A 20,605-nucleotide genomic window follows, 5' to 3' on the forward strand; every position below is an offset into this window, starting at 1 on the left:
GATCTCCCCAATGCCGAAAGTCGGAATGGAACCGTTGCGCCGCAAGGCGCTCATCGACGCGACGATCTCGGCGATCGGCGAGCGCGGCTCGCTTGATGTGACCATGTCGGAGATCGCCGGCCGTGCCGGTGTATCCTCAGCCCTCGCCCATCATTATTTCGGCGCCAAGGACGAGCTCCTTCTGGCGACGATGCGGCACATACTGGCCGAGCTGACCATCGACATGCGGCGCGCCCTGCAATCGGCCGGCTCGCCGCGCGAACGCGTCTCGGCGGTTGTGGCCGTCAACTTCTCCGACATCCAGTTCCGACCGGAAACCATTGCCGCCTGGCTCGCCTTTTATGTCGAGGCCCAGAAATCATCGGCCTTGCGCCGGCTGCTCAGGGTCTATGCGCGGCGACTACAGTCCAACCTGATGAGCGGACTGATCGGCATACTGCCGCGCGACGAAGCCGACCGCGCGGCGGAAGCGGTCGCGGCGATGATCGACGGGCTGTACATCAGGCGCGCGCTGAAGGACGGCGTGCCGGATGCTCAAACCGCGATCGCGCTGGTCGAAGATTATCTCGAAATCAAACTCGGCGGGCGACAGACACAGTGACAGCCTCAGTGATATCAAGGCGACCCAACATCCTGATCGTCATGGTCGATCAGCTCAACGGCACGCTGTTTGCGGACGGGCCGGCGGACTTCCTGTATGCGCCGCACCTCAAGGCGCTGGCCGCGCGTGCCGCGCGCTTCCAGAACAACTACACGGCCTCGCCGCTTTGCGCGCCGGGCCGCGCCGCCTTCATGAGCGGGCAATTGCCGTCGCGCACCCAGGTCTATGACAACGCCGCCGAGTTCGCTTCCTCGATCCCGACCTATGCGCATCATCTGCGCAGCGCCGGCTACTACACCTGCCTGTCGGGCAAGATGCATTTCGTCGGGCCGGACCAGTTGCACGGTTTCGAGGAGCGGCTGACCACCGACATCTATCCCGCCGATTTCGGCTGGACGCCGGATTACCGCAAGCCTGGCGAGCGCATCGACTGGTGGTATCACAATCTGGGTTCGGTGACAGGCGCCGGCATCGCCGAGATCACCAACCAGATGGAGTATGACGACGAGGTCGCCTTCCACGCGGTGCAAAAACTCTACGATCTTGCCCGCACCTCCGAGGACGAGGCCAGCCGGCCCTGGTGCCTGACGGTTTCCTTCACCCACCCGCACGACCCCTATGTCGCACGGCGGCAATATTGGGGATTCTATGAAGACTGTCCGGCGCTTGAGCCGGAGGTGGGATTCATCCCCTATGCCCATCAGGACCCGCATTCGCAACGGCTTTACCGGGCCAGCGACTACGACAGTTTCAACATCACGCCGGAGCAGATCCGCCGCTCGCGGCGCGGCTACTACGCCAACATCTCCTATCTCGACGACAAGGTCGGCGAGCTGATGTCGGTGCTGGAACGTACGCGCATGCTGGACGACACGGTCATCCTGTTCTGCTCCGACCATGGCGATATGCTTGGCGAGCGCGGCCTGTGGTTCAAGATGAACTTTTTCGAGGGCTCGGCACGGGTGCCGCTGATGATCGCCGGCAAGGGCGTTGCCGCGGGGCTGATCGACGCGCCGGTTTCCAATCTCGACGTGACGCCGACATTGTGCGATCTCGCCGGCATCGACATCTCGGCGATCGCGCCGTGGACCGACGGCCAGTCGCTGCTGCCGCTGCTCGAGGGCACGAAACGCGATGCTCCAGTTCTGATGGAGTATGCCGCCGAAGGCTCCAACGCGCCGTTGGTGGCGATCCGCGACGGCCGCTATAAATTCATCCATTGCGAGATCGATCCGCCGCTTCTGTTCGATCTCGAAGCCGATCCGCAAGAACTCACCAATCTTGCCACCGATCCGACGCATGCCGATCTGGTGGCGGCCTTCACGGGAGCCGTACGAGCGCGCTGGGACATGGCCGCCTTCGACGCCGCCGTGCGTACCAGCCAGGCGCGGCGCTGGGTGGTCTATCCGGCGCTACGCAACGGCACGCATTACCCCTGGGAGTTCCAACCGCTGCAGAAGGCGTCGGAACGCTACATGCGCAACCACATGAACCTCGACAATCTCGAGGAACAGAAACGCTTTCCGCGAGGCGAATGATGACAATTGTCCCCTCCCTCGAGCACCTCAGACAGGCCTATGCCGTGACGTCGAAGGCGACGCAGATCACGCCGTTGCTGGAATCGACAGCCTTGGCCAAGGAGACGGGTGCGGCCCGCGTCTTTATCAAGCCGGAATCACTGCAATGGGCCGGCTCGTTCAAGGTGCGCGGGGCCTATTGGCGGTTGAAGCGGCTGTCGCCGGACGAGGCCATAAAAGGCGTCGTCGCCTACTCCTCCGGCAATTTCGCGCAAGGGTTGGCGGCTGCCGGCCAGGCGCTCGGCATTCCCGTCACCATCGTCATGCCGATCGACGCGCCGGCCGCCAAGCGCGATGCGACCACAGGCTATGGCGCGCGCGTCGTGCTGACCGATCATGGCGAGCGCGCCCGTGAAGAGGTCGCAGCCGCCAAGGCCTGCGAGATTGCCGAGACCGAAGGGCTGGCGTTGCTGCATCCATTCGACGATCCGGAGATCGTTGCCGGCCAGGCCGGCGCCGGGCTCGAAGCGCTCGAACAATTCGAGGCAAAGGACGCCAGTGCCGACCTTCTGTTCTGCTCGGTCGGCGGCGGCGGACTGATCGGCGGCATGTCGCTCGCCTTCCACTATCTGTCGCCGGCAACCGAGATCATCGGCGTCGAGCCGGAAGGCTTCAACGGCATGGGTGCATCGCTAGCGCATGGCGCCATCGAGACCATGCCGATCGCGCCGAAATCGATTTGCGACGGGCTGATGTCGCGGCGGCCGGGCGACGCGCCGTTCGCGGCGGTCAAGACCGCTGGCGTGCGCGGCATCACCGTCGACGACCAATCGGTTAGGCGAGCGATGAAGATCGCCTTCGAGCGGATGAAGCTGGTGCTCGAGCCGTCAGGCGCCGCCTCTCTGGCGGCGCTGCTCGGCGGCAAGGTGGATGTGACGGGTAAAACGGTCCTGGTCATGGCTACCGGCGGCAATGTCTCGCTCGCCGATTTTATTTCGCATATGAACGATGGGCGCATGTGAACCATGCTTGAAGCAGACTTCGTCATCATCGGCTCCGGCTCGGCCGGCTCGGCCATGGCCTACCGGCTGTCGGAAGACGGCAAGCATTCGGTGATCGTCATCGAGTTCGGCGGCACCGATATCGGGCCGCTGATCCAGATGCCGTCGGCGCTGTCGATCCCGCTCAACATGAGCCTTTACGACTGGGGCTTTGCCAGCGAACCAGAGCCGCATCTCGGCGGCCGCGTGCTGGCGACGCCACGCGGCAAGGTGATCGGCGGCTCGTCCTCGATCAACGGCATGGTATATGTCAGGGGCCACGCACGCGACTTCGACCACTGGGCCGAACAGGGGGCGGCCGGCTGGGGCTTCGCCGACGTGCTGCCCTATTTCAAGCGCATGGAGGACAGTGACGGGGGCGAGGACGGCTGGCGCGGCCACGGCGGCCCGCTGCACGTCCAGCGTGGCCCGCGCAAGAATCCGCTCTACGGCGCCTTTGTCGAGGCCGGCCGCCAAGCCGGGTTCGAACTGACCGACGACTACAATGGTTCGAAGCAGGAAGGCTTCGGGCCGATGGAGCAGACCATACGCGGCGGCCGCCGCTGGTCGGCCGCATCAGCCTATCTGAAGCCGGCGCTCAAGCGGCAAAATGTCAGCGTGATCAAAGGCTTCGCCCGTCGTGTGATCATCGAGAATCAGCGCGCTGTCGGCGTCGAGATCGAAGCTCACAAACAGATTCAGGTCGTTAAGGCGCGACGTGAGGTGATCGTTGCCGCGTCATCGATCAATTCGCCCAAGATCCTGATGCTATCCGGTATCGGCCCGGCCGCGCATCTCAAGGAGAACGGCATCCAGGTCGTGGCCGACCGGCCCGGTGTCGGCCGCAATCTGCAGGATCATATGGAGCTCTACATCCAGCAGGAATCGACCCAGCCGATCACGCTGAATTCGGTTCTCAACCCATTCTCCAAGGCTCTGATCGGGGCGCAGTGGCTGTTCTTCAAGACCGGCCTCGGTGCCACCAACCATTTCGAGGCCGCGGCCTTCGTGCGCTCGCAGGCCGGCGTCGACTACCCCGACATCCAGTATCACTTCATCCCGGCTGCGGTGCGCTATGACGGCAAGGCGGCGGCGAGGGCCCATGGCTTCCAGGCCCATGTCGGGCCGATGCGGTCGAAGTCGCGCGGCTCGGTGACGCTGCGCTCTCCCGACCCGAAAGCGACGCCGGTCATCCGCTTCAACTACATGTCGCATCCAGACGACTGGACCGAGTTCCGCCACTGCATCCGGCTGACCCGCGAGATCTTCCGCCAGAAGGCTTTTGACGGCTTTCGCGGCAAGGAAATCTCGCCGGGTTCGCACGTCCAGTCGGACGAGGATCTCGACGCCTTCATCCGCGATCATGCCGAGAGTGCCTACCACCCGTGCGGCACCTGCAAGATGGGCCGCGCCGACGACATCATGAGCGTGGTCGATCCGGAGTGCCGGGTAATCGGCGTCGACGGCCTGCGCGTCGCCGACTCCTCGATCTTCCCGCGCGTCACCAATGGCAATCTCAACGCGCCCTCGATCATGACCGGCGAAAAGGCCTCCGACCACATTCTCGGCCGCACGCCGCTGGCGCCATCCAACCAGGAACCCTGGATCAATCCGCGCTGGCAGGTGGCGGATCGATAGGGCATTGTCCGGCGGACTGCTCCGCAATAGCGAATACATCTGGAGAACAGCATGCGCGCCCAGCCAACGGCATCGCACTATGTCAACGGCCGCTACATCGAGGACGAAGGCGGCGCGCCGCTGCCGGTGATCTATCCGGCGACCGGTGAGGTCATCGCCACTTTGCATTCGGCGACTCCGAACGTGCTGGAGCTCGCCATCGAAGCCGCGCGGGCCGCACAACCGGCCTGGGCGCGGATGAAGCCGGTCGAGCGTGGCCGCATCCTGCGCCGCGCCGCCGACATTTTGCGCGCGCGCAACGCCGATCTGGCGCGGATCGAGACGCTCGACACGGGCAAAGCGATCCAGGAGACGCTGGTGGCGGATGCACTATCGGCCGCCGACTGCCTCGAATATTTCGGCGGCGCGGTTGCCGCCTTCAACGGCGAGGCGATCGATCTTGGTGGACCTTTTGCCTATACGCGCCGCGAGGCGCTCGGTGTGTGCGTCGGCATCGGCGCCTGGAACTATCCGATCCAGATCGCCGGCTGGAAATCCGCCCCGGCGCTCGCCATGGGCAACGCCATGGTATTCAAGCCTTCGGAGAACACGCCGCTGTCGGCGCTGGCGCTGGCCGAGATCTACTCAGAGGCGGGCCTGCCCGACGGGCTGTTCAACGTCGTGCAAGGCTATGGCGAAGTCGGCGCCGGCCTCGTCGGCCATGATGTCGTTGCCAAGGTTTCGGTGACCGGCTCGGTGCCGACCGGCCGCAAGGTGCTGTCGCTCGCCGGTTCGAAGATGAAGCATGCGACGATGGAACTCGGCGGCAAGTCGCCGCTGATCGTGTTCGACGATGCCGATCTCGAAAACGCCATCGGCGGCGCCATGCTCGGCAATTTCTATTCGAGCGGGCAGATCTGCTCCAACGGCACGCGTGTTTTCGTACAAAGCGGCATCCATGACCGCTTCGTCGACCGGCTGGTCGAGCGGACGAAAAAGATCCGCATCGGCGATCCGCTCGATCCTGAGACGCAGATGGGGCCGCTGGTCAACAAGGCGCAGCAGGAGAAGGTCGTTTCCTACATCGCGGCCGGCAGGCAGGATGGAGCAACGCTCGCCTGCGGTGGCAACGTGCCGTCGCTGCAAGGGTTCGATGGCGGCTTCTTTGTAGAACCAACCGTGTTCACCGGTGTCACCGATAAGATGCGCATTGCGCGCGAGGAGATTTTCGGGCCGGTGATGAGCGTGCTGAAGTTCGACGGCGAGGACGAGGTGATCGACCGCGCCAACGACACCGAATTCGGCCTCGCCGCCGGCGTCTTCACCCGCGACCTGCAGCGCGCTCATAGGGTGATCGCCGAACTGCAGGCCGGCACCTGCTGGATAAACGCCTACAATCTGACGCCGGTGGAAATTCCGTTTGGCGGGGTGAAGCAATCCGGCATCGGGCGCGAGAACTCGCTGGCGGCTTTAGCGCTCTATTCGCAGCTGAAGGCGGTGTATGTCGAGACCGGGGATGTAGCGAGCCCGTATTGAGGGGTTGGCGCGAGGCACCCCCCTCTGCCCTGCACGGCAGAGGGGGGTGCCTCGCACCGGCCTCTCAACAACCTCACCCCTTCTGCGCTGTCCCATCAAGATACTGCGTCAGCGCGCAGACCAGATGATAGAAGATGCTGGCCGGCACGTCCGATGCCAAGGAGCGGCCGCGTTCGTCGATGCGGTCGATCCACAGGCCGAGCGGCGCCGGGTCGATGTGCCAGCGGAATAGCCGGCCGACGCGCGCCTCGATTTCGGGCTTGAGGTCGGGACCACCCGAGCCATCCAGCGCAATCGCCGCCTTGATCGCTTCGGCCTGTGGCCAGCTCCGCGACACAAGGTCGAGCGGCAGGCCCTGTCTGGAGACCGCGCCGTAGGCAAGGCCGGTGGCGCGGTTGAGGCCGTTGGCGATGGCCGAGGCGTAGAGCTTGCGGGCAAAATTGCTCAACTCGCCCTGGCCGCTGCGGGCGACGAAATCGGTGAGCAGCGAGGCCCATTCGAAATGATGGCCGGGCTCGGTCCATGTGCCCTTCTCGCCGGCGGCCGGCTTCCACCCGGCGTCGAAATATTCGCCCAGCGTCCAGCTCTCGGCATCGAAGAAATGACTGCGGAAAAGGTCGATGATGCGCGCGGCGCGGCGCAGATAGGTGCGGTCGCCGGTCGCCTTATACCAGGCGAGGAAGGCCTCGAGCAGATGCATATGCGGGTTGGAGCGCCGCTCGCCCTCGCCGTCCGACGTCTCGAGGAAGCCGGTCATGCGGCTGTCCTCGAGATGCGCGTCGAGGAACACGAAGGTCTCCTGGCCCAGCCGCAGCGCATCCGGATTGCCGCACATATGCGCATGCGCCAGCGCCAGCAGCACGCAGGAATGGTCGTAGGCATCCTCGGTTGGGTCGGCGACGGAGCCGTCGACATTGAGCGTGCGCACCCAGCCGCCTCTCTCGGTGCGGCCCTTGCCGGCCATGAAGGCGATGCCGTGGCTAATCAACCGGTCCGCCGGACCGTCCCAGCCGCGTGCCCTGGCGACCGCAAAGGCATAGACCTGTCTGGCCGTCGTGCGCATACGCTTGGGCTTCAACAGCGGATTGCCATCGAAACCCAGCGCCTCGTGGAAGCCGCCATGACGCTCATCGACGCCTGAAGTTGACCACAGCGGCAAGGTCTCCTCGAACAGCCAGTGATGCACGCGCCGACGCCAGGCGCCGCTCTCGATGACGCGGTCGTGTGCCGGCGTAAACCTGGTTTCCAGCCGTCCCGATTTCTCCAGCTGCTCGACGATCTTCTTGACGTGCTGGCTGTGGCTGACCGGTGCGACGAAGGTGGCGTCCGCCGTCGAGACGATCGCGACGTCCTTCATGCCGATAGCCGACAAAAGCCGGCCGTCGCTTCTGATGTAGGAGTTCTCGCAATCGATGGCGACAACATCGCCGACGACGACATTGCCATTGGCATCAGCAGGGCCGACATCGAGCAGCGACTGCCAGGAGCCGAGGTCGTTCCAGCGAAAGCCGGCCGGTACCATGACGATGTCCTTGGCCCGCTCCATGATGGCGTAGTCGATCGAGTTCGACGGGATGGCGGCGTAGAGGTCGAGCGGCATATAGAGGCCGGACAGATCCGAAGTCGCTGCCTTGTAGGCCGCTTGGGTGGCCTGCCAGATGTCGGGCTGGAAGGCCGCAAATGCATCGCGCATGGCGCTGGCGCGAAACAGGAAAATGCCGGTGTTCCAGTAGAAGGTGCCCGCACTGAGATAGCTCTGCGCGGTGGCGAGGTCGGGCTTTTCGACGAAGCGCGACACGTCGAAGACGCCGCCGCTTTCGGCTGCGACTTCGATATACCCATAGCCGGTCTCGGGCTGCGTCGGCTTGATGCCGAACACCACCAGACGGCCGGAAAGGGCTGCCAGGCTGCCAGCCTCGACGCTCTGCCAGAACTGCTTGGGCGTGGCGATTTCATGGTCTGACGGCACCACCAGCACCAGGCTGTCGCCGAACTCCGACAATGTGCGCAACGCGGCCAGCGCCACGGCGGCAGCCGTGTTGCGCCCGGTCGGCTCGAACAGCGGGCCACCGCCGGCGAGGTCGAGGCCGGCAAGGTCGGCATGGACACGCTCGGCATGGCGCTCGGCGGCGATCAGGAAGATCGGCGTCTCACCTTCCGGCCGCGCCGTCAGCCGGCGCAAGGTCTTGGCCAGCATCGAGCCGTCGCCGGAGAGATCGTGGAACTGTTTCGGGTTGTCCTGGCGCGACAGCGGCCACAGGCGCGAGCCGACACCGCCGCTCATGACAAAACTGACGATGCGCTCGCTCATGAAAGGTCCAATCAGAACGTCTGGTTGTAAGCGCCGACTTCGGGGCTGCGGCGCAGCACGGCGTCGACCGCCTCGAACATCTGCCGGCGGCGGTCGGACGATACCGGGCTTTCGACAACCACGACAAGCTCCGGCTTGTTCGACGACGCCCGTACCAGGCCCCAGGTGCCATCTTCGGCCACGATGCGCACGCCGTTGACGGTGATCAGGTCAGCGATCTTCTGGCCGGCAAAAGCCTTGCCGGCGCGCTGCATCGCCTGGAAGTCCGCCACCACCTGATCGACCACGCCGTATTTCACGTCATCGGCGCAATGCGGCGACATGGTCGGCGTGCCGAAGGTCAGCGGCAGCGCGCGATAGAGATCGGCCATCGAACTTGTGGGGTTGCGGACGAGCATCTCACATATGGCTATTGCCGTGATGAGACCGTCATCATAGCCGCGGCCGATCGGCGGATTGAAGAAGAAATGGCCCGACTTCTCGAAGCCGGCGACGGCGCCAAGCTCGGCGACGCGGCGCTTGATATAGGAATGGCCGGTCTTCCAATAATCGGTGACGGCGCCATTGGCTTGGAGCACGCTGTCAGTGTTGAACAGGCCGGTCGACTTGACGTCGACGACGAAGGTCGAGCCGGGATATTGGGTTGATATGTCCCGCGCGAGCATGACGCCGACCTTGTCGGCAAAAATCTCGTTGCCCTCATTGTCGACCACGCCGCAACGGTCGCCGTCGCCATCGAAACCCAGGCCGACATGGGCACCTGTTTCCAGCACTTTGTCCCTGATGGCATGCAGCATCTGCATGTCTTCCGGGTTCGGGTTATAGCGCGGAAAACTGTGGTCGAGCTCGACATCGAGCGGGATCACCTCGCAACCGATGCGCTCCAGCGCCTGTGGCGCGAAGGCGCCGGCAGTGCCGTTGCCGCAAGCGGCCACAACCCTGAGCTTGCGCGCGATGTGCTTGCCGCCGACCAGATCGTCGAGATAGGTCTCGCGAAAACCGGCGACGAATTCGTAAGAGCCGCCGCCGGCAAGATCGAAGTCGCTCGACAGCACGATCTGTTTCAGTGCGCTCATCTCCTCCGGTCCGAAGGTGAGCGGCCTCGCCGCACCCATCTTGACTCCGGTCCAGCCATTCTCGTTGTGCGACGCCGTGACCATGGCGACGGATGGCACGTCGAGCGCGAATTGGGCGAAATAGGCCATGGGCGACAGCGCCAGGCCAATGTCTTTCACCTTTGCGCCCGCAGCCATCAGGCCGGAAACCAGCGCCAGCTTGATGGCAAGCGAATAGGAACGGAAATCATGCCCGGTGACGATGTCGGGACCCGCGCCAAGACGGCGGATCAAAGTGCCCAGGCCCATGCCCAACGCTTGGACGCCGATCAGGTTCAGGTCCGGCGGTTGCGTCGAACCGGCATGGCCAAACCACCAGCGCGCGTCGTATTCGCGAAAGCCGGACGCCTTGATCAGCGCTTCGGTTTCGAATTCGAAGCTGTTGGGCCGGGCGTCGCCTACGATTTTCAGGGGCAAGGCAGCAAAGCTCCAGATGGCGAAAACACGATCTATCGAGGCTGCGACTTAGCACACAAGGCTTTAAGCCGGGTTTATCCCGGGAGGGAAAGCCAAGCTTTGCGGCAATGCCCGACGAAAGCCAACGAAATGCGACAGAAGCGCTGCCATTGCCGCTTGCAGGAACGGTATGCGGCAGCTATAAGCCCGCGGTCTGGTCACGGAGTGTAGCGCAGCCTGGTAGCGCACCTCGTTCGGGACGAGGGGGTCGCAGGTTCAAATCCTGCCACTCCGACCAGAAAAAACAGACACTTAGGTGTTTGTTCTCCCGACCCACAAGATAGCTTGATGCAAACCGCCCGCGTCGGCGTCGCTGTCAGCATGGTGTTTTGACGCGACAACCTTCCGCGCTACCTCGATAATAGGAATGCCGCCGAGACAGCGGCCGGAACGAGGTTTGCGGAAGATGAATTTGTTGATTTCAAGCCGGCTGTCAGCGCTGCTCGCTTTGTCCCTGGCGGCAGGCTGCTCATCGCTGGGCAGCGCGGTGAACCCGGCGAAATACGACAGCATGACATGCGCCGAGCTCAACACCGCCGTAGGCGATACCGCGCGCGACATCTCGCAAACCGCCATCACCCGCGGCAAGGTCGCCAACACCAGCGTGCCGAACTGGCTGCTCGGCGGGGCACGCGTCAAGAGCGCCGTCGCCAACCGCGAGACGGCCAGGATCGAACGGCTGAAAGAGCGCGAGGCGGCCATTGTCGCCACGAGGACCAGCCGATGCCCCAGGTCAGCGGGCTGAGCGATTCGGCCCTGCCCTGTTGATTAACCTCACGCGACTATCTCAAGCACTCAACCGGAACCGGGTCACATCGATCGCCGCAGCCATCAGCGTCTGGGTGTAGGCGGCCTGCGGGTTGCTGAAGATCTCTTCCGTCGGGCCTTCCTCGACGATCTTGCCCTGCCTCATGACGATGATGTAGTCGGCCATGGCGCGCACCACGGAGAGATCGTGGCTGATGAAGAGGTAGGACAGTTCGTGGTCGGCCTGCAGCTTGCGCAGCAATTCGACGATCTGCTTCTGCACCGAGCGGTCGAGCGCCGAAGTCGGCTCGTCCAGCACCACCAGTTTGGGCTTCAGGATCACGGCACGCGCGATGGCGATGCGCTGGCGCTGGCCGCCGGAGAATTCGTGCGGGTAGCGGTTGCGTGCGTTGGGGTCGAGGCCGACCTCGAGCAAGGCCTCGACGGCGCGCTGATCGCGTTGCTTACCTGACAGGTTCGGCTCATGCACCAGAAGCCCTTCGGTGATGATCTGGCCGACGGTCATGCGCGGCGACAGCGAGCCGAACGGATCCTGGAAGACGAGTTGCATCTCACGTCGCAGCGGCCGCATCGCCTGGCGGTCGGCGGTGGAGATGTCGCGGTCGCCGAAGCGGATGACACCGTCGCTGGGCAACAGGCGCAGAAGTGCGCGGCCGAGCGTCGATTTTCCCGAACCGGATTCGCCGACTATACCGATGGTCTGGTTGCGCTTCAGCCGGATCGAAATGTGATCGACGGCGCGTAGCAGCAGCGGTTCGCCGGCAAGGAAGCCGCCGCCGATCTTGAAGGTCACTTCGACATTGCGGCCCTCCAGCAGCACAGGAGCGCTGGACGGCGGCGCCGCCTTGGTGCCGGTCGGTTCGGCGGCCAGCAGCATTTTGGTATAGGCATGCTGCGGGTTGGCGAAAAGTGCTTCCGCCTCGCCTTCCTCGACCACCTCGCCATAGCGCATGACATAGACGCGGTCGGCAAAGCGCCGGACGATGCCGAGATCGTGGGTGATAAAGACGATGGCCATGCCGAGCTTGCGCTGCAGTTCGGCGAGCAGCACCAGGATCTGCGCCTGGATGGTGACGTCGAGCGCCGTCGTCGGCTCGTCGGCGATCAGGATGTCGGGGTCGTTGGCCAATGCCATGGCGATCATGACGCGCTGGCGCTGGCCACCCGACATTTCGTGCGGATAGGATTTCATCCGCCGCTCGGGATCGGGGATATGCACCAGCCTGAGCAACTTGAGCGCCTCGTTCCGTGCCTCGGCTGCGTTCAGCCCGCGGTGTTTGCGGATCGGTTCGATAAGCTGGTTGCCGATCGAATAGAGCGGATCGAGCGAGGTCATCGGCTCCTGGAAGATCATGCTGACCTTGGCGCCGCGCACCTTGTTGAGGTCGGGCTTGCTCATGGTCAAAAGGTTGCGGCCGCGATAATCGACGTGACCCGTCGCCTCGCCGTTGGACGCCAGCAGGCTCATCGCCGCCATCATGGTCTGGCTCTTGCCGGATCCGGATTCGCCGACCACGGCAACGGTTTCACCTGCCTTGACGTGGATGTTGATGCCCTTGACCGCTTCGACCGCGCCGTCGAGCGTGCGGAAGCGGACGCGAAGGTCCTTGACGCTGAGGATCGTTTCGGGCGTTTCCATCGCAACGGTCCCCATCTTATCGGTCCCCATCTTTATCGGTCCCATCTTCATCGGTCTCTCGGATCGAGCGCGTCGCGCAGGCCGTCGCCGACGAAGTTCAGTGCAAACAGCGTCGACACGAGGAAGAAGGCGGGGAACAAAAGCAGCCAGTTGGCGGTGCCGATGTTCTTGGCGCCGACGGAGATGAGCACGCCCCAGCTGGTCATCGGTTCCTGCACGCCAAGGCCGAGGAAGGACAGGAAACTTTCCAGGATGATGACCTGCGGCACCAGCAGCGTCATGTAGATCACCACTGGTCCGAGCAGATTGGGGATGACATGGCGCAGCAGGATGCCGCGCTGGCCGACGCCCATGGCTTCGGCCGCCTGGACATACTCCTGCCGCCGGATCGACAGCGCCTGGCCGCGCACGATGCGCGCCATGTCGAGCCACAGCACCGCCCCGACCGCCAGGAACATCAGCACGAAATTGCGGCCGAAGAACACCACCAGCATGATGACAAAGAAAATGAAGGGCAAGGAATAGAGCACGTCGACGATGCGCATCATCACCTCGTCGATCTTGCCGCCGGAAAAGCCGGCCGCCGCCCCGTAGAGGACGCCGATGACCACGGCGACAATGCCAGCAAGCAGGCCGATGGCCAGCGAGATGCGCCCTGCCATCAGCGTTCGCGAGAGAAGATCGCGACCGGTGTTGTCGGTGCCGAACAGGAAGTACTGCTGTTTGACCGACGCAGTCATAGTCAATTCGAGCCCGTCGGCCGATTTGCTCTCTATCTTGGTATCGTCGAAGGCATCGGAGCGGTCAAGATAGCGGATGTTGCGGTCGTCGATCGGTTTGGTCGAGGTGACGGTGACGGTGACGCGACTGCCGTCCAGTTTCCACTCCTTGATGTCGACGCGCATGCGCTTGATGGCATCCTTGAGCGCCGTCTCGATCATGTCGGGCTTCGGATAGGCTGAAAAGCTTGGCGGCGTGCGCACATAGTCGGCATAGATGGTGGTGTACTGATGCGGCACGAACCAGGGGCCGAAGATGCTGATGACGCCAATGAAGGCCAGGTAATAGAGGCTGAACATGGCGGCGCGGTTGGCTTTGAGGCGCGCCCATGCGTCGCCCCAGAGCGAGCGGCCGACGACGGCCGGCGGAGCGGCGGCGGCTGTGATGTCAGTCATAGCGCACCCTCAGTCATAGCGTACCCTCGGGTCGACGACCGCGTACATGACGTCGACGATCAGGTTGAAGACGATGGTGAAGAGCGCGATCACCACCACGGTCCCCATCACCAGCGTGTAGTCGCGGTTGAGCGCGGCATCGACGAAATAGCGGCCGACACCGGGAATGGAGAAGATGGTCTCGACGATGACCGAACCGGTGAGCAGCGCCGCGGCTGCGGGGCCGGTGAAGGAAACGATCGGCAGGATGGCGCCGCGCAGCGCGTGCTTGACCACCACCGACCAGTCGGAGAGGCCGAGCGCACGCGCCGTTCGGATATGATGCGAACGCAAGCTCTCGATCATCGACCCGCGCATCAGGCGGGCAACGATGGCGATCTGCGGCAAGGCCAGCGTCAGCACCGGGCCGATCTTGTTGATTAATGCGCCATCACCCCAGCCGCCGATCGGCAACAGCTTCCAGGTCAATCCGAACACCAGCTGAATCACAGGAGCGATGACGAAGGTGGGGATAGTGCTGCCGGCGGTCGCCAGCGCAATCACCGCATAGTCGCCAAGCTTGTTCTGGTTGAGCGCGGCGATGGTGCCGAGCACCGAACCAAGCAGCAGCGCCAGGATCAGCGCCGAGGTGCCGAGCTGGACCGATATCGGCAGCCCCTTGGCAAACAGTTCGGTGACGGTGAAGTCAGGCAAATTGTAGCTCGGCCCGAAATTGCCGCGCAGAAGATTGCCGAGATAGTGGGCATATTGCAGCCAGAGCGGATCGTCGAGGCCGAACTGTGCTTCCAGATTGGCCCTGATCTCGGGACTGAGGCCCCGCTCCTGATTGAAGGGGCCGCCCGGTGCGACGCGTATCAGGAAGAACGCCATGGTCACGATGACGAACAGCGTCGGAATGGCAGTCAGAAGCCGCCGTAAGATGTATCGCAGCATCGGCGCCCCGCTTCGGCCAGAGCGACATACGTCCATGCGGACGCATTGCCACGCTCCGGCGCCAAATCTTCGCACCGGGCTTGCCGAAAATCGACCACGACTTTCGGACCGGTGCGATGACCGACCAGTCCGCCGCGCCCAAATGGGGCGCGGCGGTCCAGTCAAGGATGATTATCAGTCCTTGGAGACGAAGCGGGACGGATGGATGTCCATCACATTGTCATCGAAGCCATGCAGCTTCGAGGAGACGATATCGTGGAAGCTGTAGTAGAGAAGCGGAATGTTGCCGACGTCATCGACAAGGATGCGCTCGGCCTCAGTGAGGTCCTTCATGCGCTCTTCCGGCTTGCCGCCGGCAGCCGCGGCCTTGTCCATGGCCGCCTCATATGCCGGGCTGACGTAGTTCGAATAGTTGTTGCCGCTGGCCTTGCGGGTGATGCCGAGGAAGGTCTCGGGATCCTTGTAGTCGGCGATCCAGGCGGCACGCGCCACGTCGTAGTTGCCCTTCTGCTCGAGGAAGGAATAGTGGGTCTTGGTATCGGTGTTGAGCAGCGTGATCTCGACGCCAAGCGGCTTCAACTGTTCCTGGATGGCAACCGCGGTGTTCTTGTGGTTTTCCGAGGTGTTGTAGCGGATCTCCATCTTCAGCGGATGCTCGGGCGTATAGCCGAGTTTCTCAAGGATCTTCTTGGCGGCGTCCTCGCGGTCGATCTGCGGCATGTCGGCGTATTTGGCCATTGCCGGCGTGTAGCCGGCGATGCCCGGAGGCACCATCGAATAGCCAGGCAGCATGGAATTCTGCCAGACCTTTTCGGCCAGGAAGTCGCGGTCGATAGCCATCGAGATGGCGTTGCGCAGCTCGACATTGTCCCAGGGCGCCTTGTCGGTCTTGATCGCGTAATAATAGGTGCCGAGATACGGTCCGACGCGGACCTGATCGCCGAACTTGGTCTTGAGGTCAGCGAGCTGTTCGGTCGGCAGGTCGCCGTAGCTGTCGAGTTCGCCGGCCTCGAAGCGCTTCATCGCCGAAGAGCGGTCTTCGGTCGGGATGTAGTTGACGACGTCCATCTTGACGGTCGCGGCATCCCAGAATTTCGGATTCTTGACCAGCTTCATGTGGTCGTTGGGAATCCACTCGGCCAATGTATAGGCGCCGTTCGAAACGAGATTGCCCGCCTTGATCCAGTCGGCGCCGAGCTTGTCGATCGAGGCCTTGTTGACCGGGTAGGTAGCCTGGTGGGTCAGCATCTCCAGGAAGTATGGCGTCGGCGCCTTCAGCGTCACTTCCAGGGTGTTGGCGTCGATCGCCTTGACGCCCATGTCCTCGGGCTTGCCTTTCTTGGTGTTGACTTCCTCGGCGTTCTTCACGGGATAGAGCATGGAAGCGTATTCGGCGGCGGTCGCCGGATCCTCCAGCCTACGGAAGGAATAGACGAAGTCGTCCGCCGTCACCGGGCTGCCATCCGACCACAAGCCGTCCTTGCGCAGCTTGAAGGTGTAGACGGTGCCGTCATCAGATACCGTCCAGCTTTCGGCGGCGCCCGGGATGAGGTTCGTCTTCTGATCGTGCATGACCAGTCCCTGGAACAGGTCGCGTATGATATCGGCTTCGTAGACGGTCGAGGTCTTGTGCGGATCGACCGTCTCCGCTTCGGCGGCGCTGCCTCTGTTATAGACGGTCTCGGCAAGGGCCGGCGTCAGGAACGTGCCTGCGGCAAAGGTCATGGTCGCGGCGACAAGCGTCGCCTTCAGCATATTTTTCAGCATGAAGTCTCTCCCTGTGGCGCTGCCCATCGGCTGCGCCTTACGAGTGTTGACGCCCCGGAACCGATTTCTGGCCCCTTCGAGCGCGCCGCCGGTTCCCGTTCCGGCAGCTGGTGGCAGGAGACTAGACAGACGGAAATATTATTTCAACCGAGTCTTGCTTGACGCTAAGTGAGCATCCTCACCTTAAACCAGCCATAGCTAATCTATATTACAAGGTCCAATTGGGTGCAGCTTGTGGTTGTCCTGTAATTTTGGGTTTTGCCCTCAGCAGTTGTCATTAGCGCAACCATCTGGAAACATTCCAGGAATGCAGTTCGTGGCCAAGCTCAACGAAAGTACCTAAGAAGCCCGAAAATGGAAAACGTGGCGCCGGTGACGTTGCGCGGATCACTCGGCACGGTTGCATACGGACACGATCCTTTTTGAAGCCGGACGGCGTCCCTGAAAGATCAGCCTATCTTGCCGACAAACCAGCCCAGGGCCGGCAGCGACAGCCCCTCCTCCTGCAGGACGGCACCGCCACCCAGAGCGATCGCCTCGACAGGCTGGAGATCCGGCGGCAGTCGCCAGTCGGCCGGGTTGTCGGCGAAATTGAAGACGCAGAGCAATGTCTCGTCCTCGCCCTGCCGGATGAAGGCAAGAACATCGCCCTCGGTATCGAGAAAGCGGATCGGGCCCTTGACCAGCGCCAGGTGCGCCTTGCGCAAGGCGAGCATCGTCCGGTAGCCAGCGAGCACGGACTTGTCGTCGGCGTTCTGGATATCGACCGCCCGAGCGCGGTGGCTTTCCGGCACCGGCAGCCAGGGTTTTCCCGAGGAAAAACCGGCATTGTCGGCGCCCGCTTCCCAGACCATCGGTGTGCGGCAGCCGTCCCTGCCCTTTACCCCCGGCCAGAAACGGATGCCGACGGGATCGCGCAGATCCTCGAAGGTCAGTTCCGCCTCCTCCAGCCCAAGCTCTTCGCCTTGGTAGAGACAGATCGAGCCCCGCAGGCAGGAGAGCAAAGCGATAGCGAATGTCGCCACCGCATCTGGATCGCCGCCCGGCCGCGTCCAGCGGCTGACATGGCGCACGACATCGTGGTTGGAGAACGCCCAGCAGACCCAGCCGTCGGCGACAGCTGCCTCGAAGGCCTCGACGCAGCCGCGCACATGGGCGGCTGAGAATTGCTGACCGAGCAGGTCGAAGGTGTAGCACATGTTGAGCTTGTCGCCGCCGGATGTGTAGGCGGCCAGCGTCTGCAGCGAGCGGCCTTCGTCGCCGACCTCGCCGACACTGGCGCGGCCGTCATATTCGTCGAGCAAAGGGCGGAAGCGCCTGAGGAAATCGAGGTTTTCCGGTTGCGTCTTGTCGAACAGGTGCTCCTGGAAGAGATAGGTGTTGGTTTCGCCGTTGGTGCCGGCGACGCTCGACGCCAGCGGCGGGTTGCTGCGCAGCCAGCGGTCGTGGACATAGTAGTTGACCGTATCCAGGCGGAAGCCGTCGACGCCGCGCTCGAGCCAGAACCGCACCGTCTGCAACAACGCGTCTTGGACCTCAGGATTGTGGAAGTTGAGGTCCGGCTGCGAGGCGAGGAAATTGTGCATGTAGTATTGCCGGCGGGTCGCGTCCCACTCCCAGGCCGGGCCGCCGAAGACCGACAGCCAGTTGTTAGGCGCGTTGCCGTCCGGCCTGGTGTCGGCCCAGACATACCAGTCAGCCTTGGGATTATCCTTGCTGGCACGGCTCTCTACAAACCATTCGTGCTTGTCGGAGGAGTGCGACAACACCTGATCGATGATCACCTTCAGGCCGAGCCTGTGCGCCTCGGCAACCAGCGCGTCAAAGTCGTCGAGCGTGCCGAACATCGGATCGACCGCCTGATAGTCGGAGACGTCGTAGCCCATATCGGCCATTGGCGATTTGAAGAAGGGCGACAGCCAGACGGCGTCGACGCCGAGCGAGGCGACGTGCGCCAGCCGTGAGGTGATGCCTGAGAGGTCGCCGCTGCCGTCGCCGGTGGTGTCCTGGAAGGAGCGAGGATAGATCTGGTAGATGACGCAGCCGCGCCACCAGTCGGCGCTCTGTTCGGGTCCCGGCTGGGCATTGTCGTCGGCCATCACGGACCCTTCCTGGCGCGGGCCTTTGCGGTCCGGCGCTCGATCATGAAACTGACACTGCGGCCGGGCAGCGGCCACGCGAGGTCGACCGCTTGCGCTTCAACAGCCGGCTGCCATTCAAATCCTTGCCGCGCGGGCAGCGTGAAGACGCATTGGCGGCGATCGCCATTGACGATCACAGCCAGGCGGCCTTCCCCGCCATCGCCGAGCAGCATGACGAGGCGATGGCGCGAGCCATCGTTCCAGTCGGCTTCGCCGAGCGGCGCGCCGGTCTCGGTCAGCCACGCGACGTCGGGCACATCAGAACCGTCCGGCGGCTCTCCGGTCAGGAAGCGCGTATCGGAAAGCGCCGGCACCGCGCCGCGCAGAGCTGCGAGCGCCGACACATGGGCTTCCAGCCCGACGTCGCGCCCGGCCCAGTCGAGCCAGGTGATGGCGTTGTCCTGCGCATAGGCGTTGTTGTTGCCCCCTTGCGTGCGGCCGAATTCATCGCCCGCCGTCAGCATGATGGTGCCGCGCGAGGCAAACAGAGTGGCGAGCAGCGCGAAGCGATCATGGGAACGGGCCTCGGCAATCGCCTTGTCCGAGGTTTCGCCCTCGACGCCGTTGTTCCAGGACAGGTTCTCATTGTGGCCGTCGCGGTTCTTCTCGCCATTGGCCTGGTTGTGTTTGGCTTCATAGGCGACGATATCGGCCAGCGTCATGCCATCGTGTGCGGCGATGAAGTTGACCGTGCGGCTGGCGGATTGGCCCTCCCTGCCGAACACATCGGAGGAGCCGGCGAGCCTTGTCGCCAGCGCACCGACCGCGCCGGCATCGCCGCGCCAGAAGCGCCTGACGTCGTCGCGGTAGCGGTCGTTCCATTCGAGGTAAGGCGGCCGGAAATTGCCGAGCTGATAGCCATTCGGGCCGATGTCCCACGGCTCGGCAATCAGCACCCTGTCGGCAAGCATGGGATCGGTTGCGATGGTCTCGAGCAACGGAGCCGCCGGATCGAATACGCCAGCGACGCGGCCGAGGACCGGCGTCAGGTCGAAGCGGAAACCGTCGACGCCGGCATGGCGGACGAAATGGCGCAGCGTGTCGAGTACCATGTCGCGAACGACCGGATGGTCGCAGGCAATGGTATTGCCGGTGCCGGTATCGTTGGCCAACCTGCCGTCCGGCTCGCTGCGGTAGTAGGCTTGATTGTCGAGGCCGCGCAGCGACAGCGTCGGCCCGAGCCGGTCACTTTCGCCGGTATGATTGAAGACGAGATCGAGGATGGTGCCAATGCCAACCCTGCGCAGCACCCCCACAGTATCGCGCAACTCGGCGAGGCCGCCCGGCGCCAGCCGCGGATCGAGCGCCATGAAGGTGACTGGGTTGTAGCCCCATGCGTTGCTGAGGCCGAGCGGCGGTAGATGGCGCTCATCGATCCATGCCGTCACGGGCATTAGCTCAACGGCGGAGACGCCGATCTTTCTGAGGTGATCGAGGATGGCCGGATGCGCAAGTGCCGCAATGGTGCCGCGCTGCGCTTGGGGCACGTCCGGATGCAGTCTGGTGAAGGAACGGACATTGAGTTCGTAGATCAGACCGCCCGGCTGGAACAAAGGCGCCTTGGCCGGCAGCGGCTTGGGTAGCGCGCGGGCGACGGTCTTCGGCATCAGCGGCGCGGTATCGGTGCCTTCGTTGCGCCGGGCGGCAAGCCGCCAATGATGCTGGTAGGGCCGGTCTATCTCGACAGCGTAGGGATCGGTGAGCAGCTTGTCGGGATCGAACCACAGCCCGCGCTCCGGCGCATATTCGCCGTCGGCGCGAAAGCCGTAGCGCGTACCCGCGGCAAGGCCGGCGACGAACAGCGCATGGACGCCTTCGCTTTCCGGCTGGAGTTCGAGCCGGTCGATTTCGCGGGCGCCGGTGTCGTCGAAGATCGACACCCACAGGCGCCGCGCGGACGACGACCAGGCGGCGAAGCGGATGCCTTCGGGAGTGACCGTTGCGCCGAGCTGGGTCATCGGCGCATCCTCCACCCTCCCCCTTGTGGGG

At 63.6% G+C, this 20,605-nt stretch carries 13 protein-coding genes, 1 tRNA gene and 1 pseudogene; 7 read left to right on the top strand and 8 right to left on the bottom strand.

Annotated features, from left to right (window positions below; genetic code table 11):
- Positions 1-10 precede the first annotated feature (10 nt).
- The 5 genes from betI to betB are packed head-to-tail and all read left to right on the top strand — an operon-like array spanning position 11 to position 6,311.
- Positions 11-601, top strand: coding sequence for a choline-binding transcriptional repressor BetI (betI, locus tag ACYG9Y_RS17995; protein WP_023738531.1), 591 nt, complete (start codon positions 11-13; stop codon positions 599-601).
- An 8-nt stretch (positions 602-609) separates the two neighbouring features.
- Entirely contained in the window at positions 610-2,139 is a 1,530-nt protein-coding gene (gene betC / locus ACYG9Y_RS18000) for a choline-sulfatase (RefSeq protein WP_023738530.1), read from the top strand.
- Positions 2,136-3,140 (top strand): threonine/serine dehydratase, encoded by a 1,005-nt coding sequence (locus tag ACYG9Y_RS18005; RefSeq protein WP_023738529.1) that lies wholly within the window; start codon positions 2,136-2,138, stop codon positions 3,138-3,140. Before betC ends, ACYG9Y_RS18005 begins: the two co-directional genes overlap by 4 nt.
- A 3-nt stretch (positions 3,141-3,143) precedes the next feature.
- A complete protein-coding gene (betA, locus tag ACYG9Y_RS18010) occupies positions 3,144-4,796 on the top strand; it encodes a choline dehydrogenase (RefSeq protein WP_023687207.1) in 1,653 nt (550 codons plus the stop codon).
- Positions 4,797-4,847: 51 nt separating this feature from the next.
- Positions 4,848-6,311: a betaine-aldehyde dehydrogenase gene (gene betB / locus ACYG9Y_RS18015; RefSeq protein ID WP_023709830.1), complete on the top strand. Its 1,464-nt coding sequence runs from the start codon at positions 4,848-4,850 to the stop codon at positions 6,309-6,311.
- A 73-nt stretch (positions 6,312-6,384) separates the two neighbouring features.
- Here the strand turns inward: betB and ACYG9Y_RS18020 are convergent, their stop codons facing one another.
- A complete protein-coding gene (locus ACYG9Y_RS18020; protein WP_023732060.1) occupies positions 6,385-8,622 on the bottom strand; it encodes a mannose-1-phosphate guanylyltransferase/mannose-6-phosphate isomerase in 2,238 nt (745 codons plus the stop codon).
- Between the two features lie 11 nt (positions 8,623-8,633).
- Positions 8,634-10,154: a phosphomannomutase/phosphoglucomutase gene (locus ACYG9Y_RS18025; protein ID WP_023738528.1), complete on the bottom strand. Its 1,521-nt coding sequence runs from the start codon at positions 10,152-10,154 to the stop codon at positions 8,634-8,636.
- Positions 10,155-10,354: 200 nt separating this feature from the next.
- Here ACYG9Y_RS18025 and ACYG9Y_RS18030 point away from each other — a divergent pair.
- Positions 10,355-10,431 (top strand) — tRNA-Pro (locus ACYG9Y_RS18030).
- 168 nt (positions 10,432-10,599) lie between these two features.
- Complete coding sequence (locus ACYG9Y_RS18035; protein WP_023705463.1) at positions 10,600-10,938, top strand: hypothetical protein; 339 nt, start codon at positions 10,600-10,602, stop codon at positions 10,936-10,938.
- 42 nt (positions 10,939-10,980) lie between these two features.
- Here the strand turns inward: ACYG9Y_RS18035 and ACYG9Y_RS18040 are convergent, their stop codons facing one another.
- The 6 genes and pseudogenes from ACYG9Y_RS18040 to glgX form a co-directional block, all read right to left on the bottom strand.
- Positions 10,981-12,600 carry an ABC transporter ATP-binding protein gene (locus ACYG9Y_RS18040; RefSeq protein ID WP_023738527.1) on the bottom strand — a complete coding sequence of 540 codons (1,620 nt, stop codon included), beginning with the start codon at positions 12,598-12,600 and terminating at the stop codon, positions 10,981-10,983.
- 47 nt (positions 12,601-12,647) lie between these two features.
- Positions 12,648-13,775: an ABC transporter permease gene (locus ACYG9Y_RS18045; RefSeq protein WP_023670736.1), complete on the bottom strand. Its 1,128-nt coding sequence runs from the start codon at positions 13,773-13,775 to the stop codon at positions 12,648-12,650.
- Between the two features lie 9 nt (positions 13,776-13,784).
- Positions 13,785-14,708: an ABC transporter permease gene (locus ACYG9Y_RS18050; protein WP_023738526.1), complete on the bottom strand. Its 924-nt coding sequence runs from the start codon at positions 14,706-14,708 to the stop codon at positions 13,785-13,787.
- A 426-nt stretch (positions 14,709-15,134) separates the two neighbouring features.
- Positions 15,135-16,502 (bottom strand): annotated as a pseudogene (locus ACYG9Y_RS18055) (peptide ABC transporter substrate-binding protein); the annotation flags it as partial.
- Between the two features lie 422 nt (positions 16,503-16,924).
- On the bottom strand, positions 16,925-18,574 hold the full coding sequence (gene bglA, locus ACYG9Y_RS18060) for a beta-galactosidase BglA (RefSeq protein WP_023738525.1): 1,650 nt from the start codon (positions 18,572-18,574) through the stop codon (positions 16,925-16,927).
- Positions 18,574-20,574: a glycogen debranching protein GlgX gene (gene glgX, locus ACYG9Y_RS18065; RefSeq protein WP_023738524.1), complete on the bottom strand. Its 2,001-nt coding sequence runs from the start codon at positions 20,572-20,574 to the stop codon at positions 18,574-18,576. The genes bglA and glgX overlap by 1 nt, the downstream gene beginning before the upstream one ends.
- Positions 20,575-20,605: the final 31 nt, after the last annotated feature.

The organism is Mesorhizobium sp. W050, from assembly GCF_054719535.1.

What these genes read in the sequence shown, in the direction of transcription:
- glgX (WP_023738524.1), bottom strand. Translation starts at nt 20,574, where the DNA reads ATGACCCAGCTCGGCGCAACGGTCACTCCCGAAGGCATCCGCTTCGCC.
- ACYG9Y_RS18045 (WP_023670736.1), bottom strand. Translation starts at nt 13,775, where the DNA reads ATGACTGACATCACAGCCGCCGCCGCTCCGCCGGCCGTCGTCGGCCGC.
- ACYG9Y_RS18005 (WP_023738529.1), top strand. Translation starts at nt 2,136, where the DNA reads ATGATGACAATTGTCCCCTCCCTCGAGCACCTCAGACAGGCCTATGCC.
- ACYG9Y_RS18035 (WP_023705463.1), top strand. Translation starts at nt 10,600, where the DNA reads ATGAATTTGTTGATTTCAAGCCGGCTGTCAGCGCTGCTCGCTTTGTCC.
- bglA (WP_023738525.1), bottom strand. Translation starts at nt 18,574, where the DNA reads ATGGCCGACGACAATGCCCAGCCGGGACCCGAACAGAGCGCCGACTGG.
- betB (WP_023709830.1), top strand. Translation starts at nt 4,848, where the DNA reads ATGCGCGCCCAGCCAACGGCATCGCACTATGTCAACGGCCGCTACATC.
- ACYG9Y_RS18020 (WP_023732060.1), bottom strand. Translation starts at nt 8,622, where the DNA reads ATGAGCGAGCGCATCGTCAGTTTTGTCATGAGCGGCGGTGTCGGCTCG.
- betA (WP_023687207.1), top strand. Translation starts at nt 3,144, where the DNA reads ATGCTTGAAGCAGACTTCGTCATCATCGGCTCCGGCTCGGCCGGCTCG.
- ACYG9Y_RS18050 (WP_023738526.1), bottom strand. Translation starts at nt 14,708, where the DNA reads ATGCTGCGATACATCTTACGGCGGCTTCTGACTGCCATTCCGACGCTG.
- betI (WP_023738531.1), top strand. Translation starts at nt 11, where the DNA reads ATGCCGAAAGTCGGAATGGAACCGTTGCGCCGCAAGGCGCTCATCGAC.
- ACYG9Y_RS18040 (WP_023738527.1), bottom strand. Translation starts at nt 12,600, where the DNA reads ATGGAAACGCCCGAAACGATCCTCAGCGTCAAGGACCTTCGCGTCCGC.